Source organism: Streptomyces sp. AcH 505 (assembly GCF_000818175.1).
Taxonomy (GTDB): Bacteria; Actinomycetota; Actinomycetes; order Streptomycetales; family Streptomycetaceae; genus Streptomyces.
This window is the reverse complement of sequence record NZ_JTIY01000001.1, coordinates 1,029,376-1,038,373: the sequence shown is the minus strand read 5'-3', so window position 1 is coordinate 1,038,373 and position 8,998 is coordinate 1,029,376. Positions and strand designations below refer to the sequence as shown.

Below are 8,998 nucleotides of genomic sequence, written 5' to 3'. Positions count from 1 at the left end.
CGCCGCTCCGCCACGGGTGCGGCGGCGCTGACGCGGTGTGCGCGTACGGGCCGGGCGCTCCTCCCGTACCGGGGTGGCCGTCGCGGCGGACTTGCGGCCACGGCCGCCCGTCTCGCCCAGGTCCTCGACCTGCTCGGCGGAGAGCCCGGCGCGGGTCCGGTCGGTACGCGGCAGGATGCCGCGCGTGCCGGCCGGGATGTTCAGCTCCTCGAAGAGGTGCGCCGAGGTCGAGTACGTCTCGGGCGGGTCGGGGAAGCCCAGGTCCAGCGCCTTGTTGATCAGCTGCCAGCGCGGGATGTCGTCCCAGTCGACCAGCGTGACGGCGATACCCGAGGCGCCCGCGCGGCCGGTGCGGCCGATGCGGTGGAGGTAGGTCTTCTCCTCCTCCGGCGACTGGTAGTTGATGACGTGCGTCACGCCTTCGACGTCGATGCCACGGGCGGCGACGTCCGTGCAGACCAGCACGTCCACCTTGCCGTTGCGGAAGGCGCGCAGCGCCTGCTCCCTGGCGCCCTGGCCCAGGTCGCCGTGGACGGCGCCGGAGGCGAAGCCGCGCTGGGCGAGCTGGTCGGCGATGTCGGCGGCCGTGCGCTTCGTACGGCAGAAGATCATGGCGAGGCCACGGCCTTCGGCCTGGAGGATGCGCGCGACCATCTCCGGCTTGTCCATGGAGTGGGCGCGGTAGACGCGCTGTGTGGTGTTGGCCACGGTCGCGCCGGCGTCGTCGGGCGACGTGGCGCTGATGTGGGTGGGCTGCGACATGTAGCGGCGGGCGAGACCGATCACGGCGCCCGGCATCGTCGCGGAGAAGAGCATCGTCTGGCGCTTGGCCGGCAGCAGCTGGATGATCCGCTCGACGTCGGGCAGGAAGCCCAGGTCGAGCATCTCGTCGGCCTCGTCGAGCACGAGCGAGCGCACGTGCGAGAGGTCGAGCTTGCGCTGGCCCGCCAGGTCGAGCAGCCGGCCGGGGGTGCCGACGATCACGTCGACGCCCTTCTTCAGCGCTTCGACCTGCGGCTCGTACGCCCGGCCGCCGTAGATGGCGAGGACCCGCACATTGCGGACCTTGCCGGCGGTCAGCAGGTCGTTGGTGACCTGCTGGCACAGCTCGCGGGTCGGTACGACGACGAGCGCCTGCGGCGCGTTCGTCAGCTTCTCGGGCACGGCGCGGCCGGCCTCGACGTCCGCGGGGACGGTGACGCATTCGAGCAGGGGGATGCCGAAACCGAGGGTCTTGCCCGTGCCGGTCTTGGCCTGCCCGATGACATCCTTGCCGGACAGCGCGACCGGCAGGGTCATCTCTTGGATCGGGAAGGCGGACATGATGCCGACGGCCTCTAGTGCTTCGGCCGTCTCGGGGAGGATTCCGAGCTCTCGGAAAGTCGTAGTCAGGGTGCTGCCTCTTCTGTGAGACGCGACCCGAGGCGAACGATGGGGGTCGTACCGCACCTGGGTACTCGGCCGGCCGTGGGTTGGCCGGATGGCGCGGGACCACTGCCGTCGCTCGAGCGCTCGTGCCGCTGAGGGGGCCCCTCATCTGCAGGTCGTACGCAGCTGTGCGCACGGTCCACGCGGAGGGCGGTCGGGGCGGAGCCGATCGGGCCACCGACCGGGCATCCTCACACTGTCAATACTGCTAAACACTGCGATCGCCCGCCGGATACTCGGCAGGCGCATTACCACTGTACCCCGGAATCGCGCATCTGTGTTGGTGGAATTCGACGGGCCAGTGTGCGGGGCGTGTTCGGACGGCCCCTTACGAGGGGCGCCGGCCGGGCTATTGTGCGCTGCATGGAGACGCCCGACAACGCCACCGCACCCGAATCCACCGCCGTAACACCCACCGGGATCGCCGCCCAGGACTGGGCCACAGCTTCCTCGGAGCCGCAGTACCACGCGGCCGTCGTGGATCTGCTGGGAGCGCTGGCCTACGGCGAGCTCGCGGCCTTTGAGCGGCTCGCCGAGGACGCCAAACTCGCGCCGACCCTGCCCGACAAGGCCGCCCTCGCGAAAATGGCCGCCGCGGAATTCCACCACTTCGAGCAGCTCAACGAACGGCTCAGCGAGATCGACGTGGAACCCACGAGCGCGATGGAGCCCTTCGCCAAGGCACTCGACGAATTCCACCGGCAGACCGCGCCTTCGGACTGGCTGGAAGGGCTGGTCAAGGCATATGTCGGCGATTCCATCGCCAGTGACTTCTACCGTGAGGTGGCCGCCCGGCTCGACACGGACACCCGCGCGCTGGTGCTCGCTGTGCTGGACGACACAGGGCACGGCAACTTCGCCGTCGAGAAGGTGCGCGCGGCGATCGAGGCGGAGCCGCGCGTCGGCGGCCGGCTCGCGCTGTGGGCGCGGCGGCTGATGGGCGAGGCGCTGTCGCAGGCGCAGCGGGTCGTGGCGGACCGGGACGCGCTGTCCACGATGCTGGTGGGCGGGGTGGCCGACGGGTTCGACCTGGCCGAGGTGGGCCGGATGTTCTCGCGGATCACCGAGGCACACACCAAGCGGATGGCGGCGCTGGGCCTCGCCGCCTGACGGTCCGGCGACGGCGACGGCGACAACGACAACGGACCCGCCGTCACACGGCGGGTCCGGGGTACGGCGGTTACGGCGTCAGGCGTTCAGGACGGCATGGCGCGGCGCAGGGTACGCGCCGAGGGGCGCAGCAGCAGCGAGATGAGTACGGCACCGACGATGGCGGCGCCCAGCAGCGTCGCCAGCGCGTGGCCGGGGCCGAGCGCCATGTGCGTCACGAAAGCGCCGAACAGGGCGCCGAGCGGACCCGCGCCCAGCACGGTCCTGCGGGCGGGCAGCCGGTGGGCGAGCAGCCCGGCGGCTGCCAGCGACAGGACCAGCCCGAGCAGGACGGATCCGAGGGTTTCCAGGACCACTGCTGATCACCTCGCGTCATCGGGGGTGGCGTGCGGTCGGCACGGCGTCGACGGTCTTGTGTGTCACGCCGTCATTACCCGGCGTGCGCGGAACGCAACCCTCCCGTGACAGCGCAATGATCCCGCCGAAACAGCGCGAAGGCCCGGCGGGAGGTCCCGCCGGGCCTTCGCCCGAATGTCCGTCACGACCGAGGTCGGCCGGACCGGCCCAAGGAGCCGGGTACTACAGCGTGCCGAATCCGACCCGTCGTGTCGTCGGCTCACCGATCTCCACGTACGCGACCCGGTCGGCCGGTACGAGGACCCTGCGGCCCTTCTCGTCCGTGAGACTGAGCAGCTGCGCCTTGCCGGCCAGCGCGTCGGCCACGGCGCGCTCAACCTCTTCGGCGGACTGCCCGCTCTCCAGAACGATCTCCCGGGGTGCGTGCTGCACGCCGATCTTGACCTCCACGGCTATGTCCCTCCGAACGGTCACAGGTGCGCGGCCAGCCGCGCGGTACGCAGCACACATTAGCCCGGCGGGACCGCGCACAGGACGCCACGGGGAACGCCGGCAGCGAACACGCGCCGCCCGGCACGATCCGGACGCGGTCTAAGGCTTGTCGGGGTGCTGCTCGCTGCCGTGCAGCGGGAAGCCGGCGATACCGCGCCAGGCCAGTGAGGTGAGGAGCTCGACGGCCCGCTCCCTGGGGATGGCGGACTCGCTCGACAGCCAGTAGCGGGCGACCACCTGGGACACGCCGCCGAGGCCGACGGCCAGCAGCATGGACTCTTCCTTGGACAGCGCGGTGTCGGAGGCGATGACGTCGCTGATCGCCTCGGCGCACTGGAGCGCCACGCGGTCGACGCGCTCGCGCACCGCGGGCTCGTTCGTCAGGTCCGACTCGAAGACCAGCCGGAAGGCGCCGCCCTCGTCCTCGACGTAGGCGAAGTAGGCGTCCATCGTCGCCTCGACGCGCAGCTTGTTGTCGGTCGTCGACGCCAGTGCCGTACGGACCGCCTGGAGCAGCGCCTCGCAGTGCTGGTCGAGGAGGGCCAGGTACAGCTCAAGCTTGCCGGGGAAGTGCTGGTACAGGACCGGCTTGCTGACGCCCGCCCGGTCGGCGATGTCGTCCATCGCCGCCGCGTGGTAGCCCTGCGCGACGAACACTTCCTGAGCCGCGCCCAGCAGCTGGTTGCGCCTGGCGCGACGCGGCAGCCGCGTCCCCCGTGGGCGTGCCGCCTCGGTCTGCTCTATGGCTGTCACGCCGCCTCCCAAAAAAGTCGATCTCCGCGCGCGGTGCGCCGCGCCACCCATCGTACTTTTGGGTAACCCGGCGGCGGGCCGTGCGGACGCAGAATTTCACGGACCGGACGGCCAAAGACGGCCAATGCCGACGAAATCCGATCAGCGGTACTCGTCCTCGTCGGTCGGGACCGTACGGGCCTGCTCGACCGCGTCCGCCTCCGGCACCTCGATGTCGCTGTCGACGGCCGCCTCGGCCGCTTCGGTCTCGTCCGGTTCTCCGCTCTCGTCGGGCTCGTCGGATTCGGTCCTGTCCTCGTCGGGCTCTGCGGGGTCGACCGGCATACCAGCCTTCTCTCCTCGTTCCCTCACCTACGAGCGTAGGAGCGGGGCGGGTGCGGCGCCATATGGTCTGTGACGGCGAACACGCAGACCGGGGCGTGACGGTCTCGTAACATTGCCGCATGCCTTCGACCGACCTGCCGGAAACTCTCGCCGCCGCCGTGGCTCCGCGCGTCGCCGCCGTCCGTGTCGCGGACGGGGAGAAGCTGAGGTCCGTGGCGCTGCCCGGACTGACACTGACCGTCCGGGCGAGACCGGCGACCCGGGCGGGCCTGCCGCCCGCGCTCTTCGTGCACGGCCTCGGCGGCTCGTCGCAGAACTGGTCGGCGCTGATGCCGCTGCTGGCCGGCGTGGTGGACGGCGAGGCCGTCGACCTGCCCGGCTTCGGCGACTCCCCGCCGCCCGACGACGGCAACTACTCCGTGTCCGGTCTCGCCCGCGCCGTGGCCCGGCTGTTGGACGCCTCGGGGCGTGGCCCGGTGCATCTCGTCGGCAACTCGCTCGGCGGCGCCGTCGTCACCAGGGTCGCCGCGGCGCGCCCCGATCTCGTACGCACCCTGACGCTGGTGTCGCCCGCCCTGCCCGAGCTCCGGGTGCAGCGCAGCGCGGTGCCGACCGGGCTGCTGGCGCTGCCCGGTGTCGCCTCGCTGTTCGTCCGGATGACCCGTGAGTGGACGGCCGAGCAGCGCACCCGCGGTGTGATGGCGTTGTGTTACGGCGATCCCGCTTCGGTGTCGGACGAAGACCTCGACCACGCGGTGGCCGAGATGGAGCGCCGGCTCCAACTCCCGTACTTCTGGGACGCGATGACCCGCTCGGCGCGCGGCATCGTCAACGCGTACACGCTGGGTGGCCAGCACGCGCTGTGGCGTCAGGCGGAGCGGGTGCTCGCACCGACCCTGCTCATCTACGGCGGGCGCGACCAGCTCGTGTCGTACCGTATGGCCCGCAAGGCGTCGCGTTCGTTCCGCGATTCCCGGCTCCTGACACTTCCGGACGCCGGACATGTCGCCATGATGGAATACCCGGACCTGGTCGCCAAAGCCTTCCGGGACCTCATCACTTCGACCGACACTTCGACCGACGACGTCAGGGGCTGATCCGGGGCGTGGGACGACACAGCCGCAAGGGCCCGGTTTCCCCCGGCCCGCAGAGCGGTACGCCGGGCACGGCGGCCGGTTCGGCCACCGGCGGCGACCGGCGCGAGCGCCCCGCCGGCCCGTTGGAACCGAGCACCCCTTTCGACCCGTTCGGTCCCGGTCAGCACACCGCCGTCGGTCACGGCGCGCCGCAGGTGCGCGGCGGCCATCCCGAACAGCGTGAGCCCGGCGGCGGTTGGGGTTCGGGGCAGCGCTACGGCGACTGGCAGGGCGCGGCGGCGCGTCCCGGGGCGACCGCGGGGCGGGCGGGGGCGGGGCGGTTGACCAATCCGGTCACCGGCGCGCCGATGATCCCGGGCCCACGACGGGAGTTCGTCGACGCGTTCGACACCTTCGACGCTTTCGACGCGCCGCCCGTCGGCCGGCGTCCTGGCCCAACTGCCGCCGGTACGAAGGACGAAGCACCGGGCGATGCCCCTGACCCGGACCCGGCCCCCGACCCGGCGGGGCCCGACGAGCCCGCATCGCCGGGCCCCGGCGCCTCCGACGAGGCGCAGTCGGCGAAGGGCGGCAAGGGGCGCACCTTCACCGGTATCGCCGCCGCCGCGGTCACCACCGTCCTCGCGATCGTCGTGGCGGGCCAGGTCGCCGACGGCGGCAAGCAGCCCACGGCCAAGGCCGACGGTGCGGGCGACATCGCCGCCAGGGCCGGTACGCAGACGGTGCCGCCGCCGCGCCCGGTGAAGGCCCCGCCGGCGGCCCCGACGTACACCCAGCTCATGGCCGAGCAGTTCCCGCTCTCGCCGAAGCTCAAGGCGTCCGGCCGCTTCACCCCCGTCTCCGGCGCGGTGAAGGCCCCCGGCAAGGGGGAGAAGTTCCGCTACCGCGTGGACATCGAGAACGGCCTCGGTCTCGACGGCGCGCTCTTCGCCGACGCCGTGCAGAAGACCCTGAACGACGACCGGAGTTGGGCCCATGACGGGGCCAAGACCTTCGAGCGGATCTCCACCGGCAGACCCGACTTCGTGATCACCCTGGCCAGCCCCGGCACCACCGCCGTCTGGTGTGCCAAGTCGGGTCTGGACACCACCGAGGACAACGTGTCCTGCGACTCGGCCAGCACCGACCGGGTCATGATCAACGCGTTCCGCTGGGCACAGGGCTCGAAGACCTTCGGCGCCGCCGCGATGTACCCGTACCGGCAGATGCTCATCAACCACGAGGTCGGCCACCGGCTCGGCCACAGCCATGTGACATGCCGCACGCCGGGGGCCCTGGCGCCTGTCATGCAACAGCAGACTAAGTCCCTTGATATCGACGGGATCAAGTGCCGTCCGAACCCCTGGGTCTTCCCCAAAGGCTGACATCACGGACCCGGCCGCCCTTTGACAGAGGGGGGCGGGTCCTCCATATTTCTCGGCATGCCGTCCCGCCACGCAAGCTTCTGCGGTCACATCGCCATTGAGCTGACGCTCATCGGTGTGACGCCGCTGTGCGTGGCCGACATCCTCTGTCGCTGACGCCCGCCTCCGCGCGCGCCGGCGTCGCGTCCCGTCAGTACCCCTGCCTGGCCTCTCGCCGCGTGTGCGGGCCCGTTCCAACCGGCCCCACCCCCCGCAGTCATCCGCTGTTCCCACAGCACTCCGAGAGGTCTTCCGATGCGTCGTCAACCGTCCCTCATATCCCGCCGCCTGGCAGCGGCAGCCGTCGGCCTGGTCGTCGTCGCGGGCGCCGCGGCCTGCGCGGGACCCAAGGACAACAGCTCCAAGGACGGTGACGGGGCCGGCGGCAAGCCGCAGAAGGGCGGCACCCTCTCGGTGCTGAACACCACACCGCTGACCGACTTCGACCCGGCGCGGCAGTACACCTCCGGCGGCGGCAACATCCCCACGCTCGTCTTCCGCACGCTCACCACCCGCGGCCCCGGCTCGGGCCCGGCGGGCAACAAGGTCGTCCCCGACCTCGCCACCGACACCGGCCGCCCCAACGCCGACGCCACCGAGTGGACGTACACACTCAAGGACGGGCTGAAGTTCGAGGACGGCACCCCGATCACCAGCGCCGACGTCAAGTACGGCATCGAGCGCTCCTTCGCCGCCGAACTCTCCGGCGGCGCGCCCTACTTGCGCGACTGGCTGGTCGGCGGCGCCGACTACCAGGGGCCGTACAAGGACCCCAAGGGCCTCGCCTCGATCGTGACGCCCGACCCGAAGACCATCGTCTTCAAACTCTCCAAGCCCGAGGGCGACTTCCCGCTCCTCGCCACCCAGACGCAGTTCACGCCCGTGCCGAAGGGCAAGGACACCGGCGCCAAGTACGAGACCCACCCGATCTCCTCCGGCCCCTACAAGGTGGTCAAGAACGAGGGCGACGGCGAGCACATGGTCCTCACCCGCAACACCAACTGGTCGCAGAAGACGGACCCGAGGCGCCAGCAGTACCCCGACACCATCGACGTGAAGTCGGGCCTCGACCCGTCCGTCATCAACCAGCGGCTGTCCACCAGCACCGGCGCCGACGCGTCGGCCGTCACCACCGACACCAACCTCGGCCCCGCCGAGCTGGCGCAGGTCTCCGGTGACAGCGCGCTCTCGAAGCGCGTGGGCACCGGGCACTTCGGCTACACGAACTACCTGGCCTTCAACACCAAGGTCAAGCCGTTCGACAACGTCAAGGTGCGCCAGGCGATCTCGTACGCCATCAACCGCACCAGCGTCATCAACGCGGCGGGCGGCTCGGCGCTCGCGGAGCCGGCCACCACCTTCCTGCCCGACCAGGAGGCGTACGGCTACGCGCCGTACGACCTGTTCCCGGCCGGCAAGTCGGGCAACCCGGCCAAGGCCAAGGAGCTGCTGAAGCAGGCCGGTTACCCGAACGGTCTGACCGTCACGCTCACCCACTCCACGCTGGAGGACCGGGAGAACAGCCCCACCATCGCGACGGCCGTGCAGGAAGGGCTGAAGCAGTCCGGCATCACCGTCAAGCTGGACGGTCTTGAGAACAACGCCTACAAGGACAAGACCCGCACCGCCGCGAAGGCGCCCGGCTTCTTCCTCGCCCACTGGGGCGGCGACTGGCCCTCGGGCGGCCCGTTCCTGGCGCCGATCTTCGACGGCCGGCAGATCGTGAAGGACGGCGCGGGCAACTTCAACCACGCCCAGCTCGACGACCCGGCGGTCAACAAGGAGATCGACGACATCAACAAGCTGACCGACCCGGCGGCCGCCGCCAAGCGCTGGGGCGCGCTGGACAAGAAGCTCGGCGGGGAAGCGCTCGACGTGCCGCTGTTCCACCCGGTCTACAAGCGGCTCGTCGGCAAGAACGTCAAGAACGTCGTCATCAGCGACTGGACCGGCGTGCTCGACGTGTCGCGGGTCGCCGTCAAGTGACCACGGCAGATCTGCTGGTGTCCGAGGCGGCGGCGCCCGCCGCCTCGG

Annotated in this window: 10 protein-coding genes; 5 read left to right on the top strand and 5 right to left on the bottom strand. The window is 71.0% G+C overall.

The annotated features are described in order from the left end of the window. Nucleotides 1-1,449, bottom strand: a 1,449-nt coding sequence (locus HY68_RS04715) for a DEAD/DEAH box helicase (protein WP_157874431.1), incomplete at its 3' end; no start/stop codon positions are given. A gap of 342 nt (nt 1,450-1,791) precedes the next feature. Between HY68_RS04715 and HY68_RS04710 the strand changes: the two genes are divergently transcribed. Beyond that, entirely contained in the window at nt 1,792-2,538 is a 747-nt protein-coding gene (locus HY68_RS04710; RefSeq protein WP_041984752.1) for a ferritin-like fold-containing protein, read from the top strand. 86 nt (nt 2,539-2,624) lie between these two features. Here the strand turns inward: HY68_RS04710 and HY68_RS04705 are convergent, their stop codons facing one another. The 4 genes from HY68_RS04705 to HY68_RS04690 form a co-directional block, all read right to left on the bottom strand. Beyond that, entirely contained in the window at nt 2,625-2,894 is a 270-nt protein-coding gene (locus tag HY68_RS04705) for a hypothetical protein (protein ID WP_041984750.1), read from the bottom strand. Between the two features lie 223 nt (nt 2,895-3,117). Then, entirely contained in the window at nt 3,118-3,345 is a 228-nt protein-coding gene (locus HY68_RS04700) for a DUF3107 domain-containing protein (protein WP_041984746.1), read from the bottom strand. Between the two features lie 141 nt (nt 3,346-3,486). Then, nucleotides 3,487-4,140 (bottom strand): TetR/AcrR family transcriptional regulator, encoded by a 654-nt coding sequence (locus HY68_RS04695; protein ID WP_041984742.1) that lies wholly within the window; start codon nt 4,138-4,140, stop codon nt 3,487-3,489. Between the two features lie 141 nt (nt 4,141-4,281). Further along, entirely contained in the window at nt 4,282-4,464 is a 183-nt protein-coding gene (locus HY68_RS04690) for a hypothetical protein (RefSeq protein ID WP_041984740.1), read from the bottom strand. A 119-nt stretch (nt 4,465-4,583) separates the two neighbouring features. On the opposite strand from HY68_RS04690, the gene HY68_RS04685 reads away from it, so the two are divergent. The 4 genes from HY68_RS04685 (at nt 4,584) to HY68_RS04675 (ending at nt 8,950) form a co-directional block, all read left to right on the top strand. Continuing rightward, on the top strand, nt 4,584-5,561 hold the full coding sequence (locus tag HY68_RS04685) for an alpha/beta hydrolase (RefSeq protein ID WP_041984737.1): 978 nt from the start codon (nt 4,584-4,586) through the stop codon (nt 5,559-5,561). A gap of 8 nt (nt 5,562-5,569) precedes the next feature. Further along, complete coding sequence (locus HY68_RS04680) at nt 5,570-6,925, top strand: DUF3152 domain-containing protein (RefSeq protein WP_041984735.1); 1,356 nt, start codon at nt 5,570-5,572, stop codon at nt 6,923-6,925. A 57-nt stretch (nt 6,926-6,982) separates the two neighbouring features. Next, on the top strand, nt 6,983-7,081 hold the full coding sequence (locus tag HY68_RS46180) for an Ms4533A family Cys-rich leader peptide (RefSeq protein WP_328583444.1): 99 nt from the start codon (nt 6,983-6,985) through the stop codon (nt 7,079-7,081). 138 nt (nt 7,082-7,219) lie between these two features. Further along, nucleotides 7,220-8,950 carry an ABC transporter substrate-binding protein gene (locus HY68_RS04675; protein ID WP_041984733.1) on the top strand — a complete coding sequence of 577 codons (1,731 nt, stop codon included), beginning with the start codon at nt 7,220-7,222 and terminating at the stop codon, nt 8,948-8,950. The last annotated feature ends 48 nt before the right edge of the window (nt 8,951-8,998 follow it).

Coding starts and splice junctions, on each gene's coding strand:
- HY68_RS04710 (WP_041984752.1), top strand. CDS start 1,792: ATGGAGACGCCCGACAACGCCACCGCACCCGAATCCACCGCCGTAACA.
- HY68_RS04690 (WP_041984740.1), bottom strand. CDS start 4,464: ATGCCGGTCGACCCCGCAGAGCCCGACGAGGACAGGACCGAATCCGAC.
- HY68_RS04685 (WP_041984737.1), top strand. CDS start 4,584: ATGCCTTCGACCGACCTGCCGGAAACTCTCGCCGCCGCCGTGGCTCCG.
- HY68_RS46180 (WP_328583444.1), top strand. CDS start 6,983: ATGCCGTCCCGCCACGCAAGCTTCTGCGGTCACATCGCCATTGAGCTG.
- HY68_RS04675 (WP_041984733.1), top strand. CDS start 7,220: ATGCGTCGTCAACCGTCCCTCATATCCCGCCGCCTGGCAGCGGCAGCC.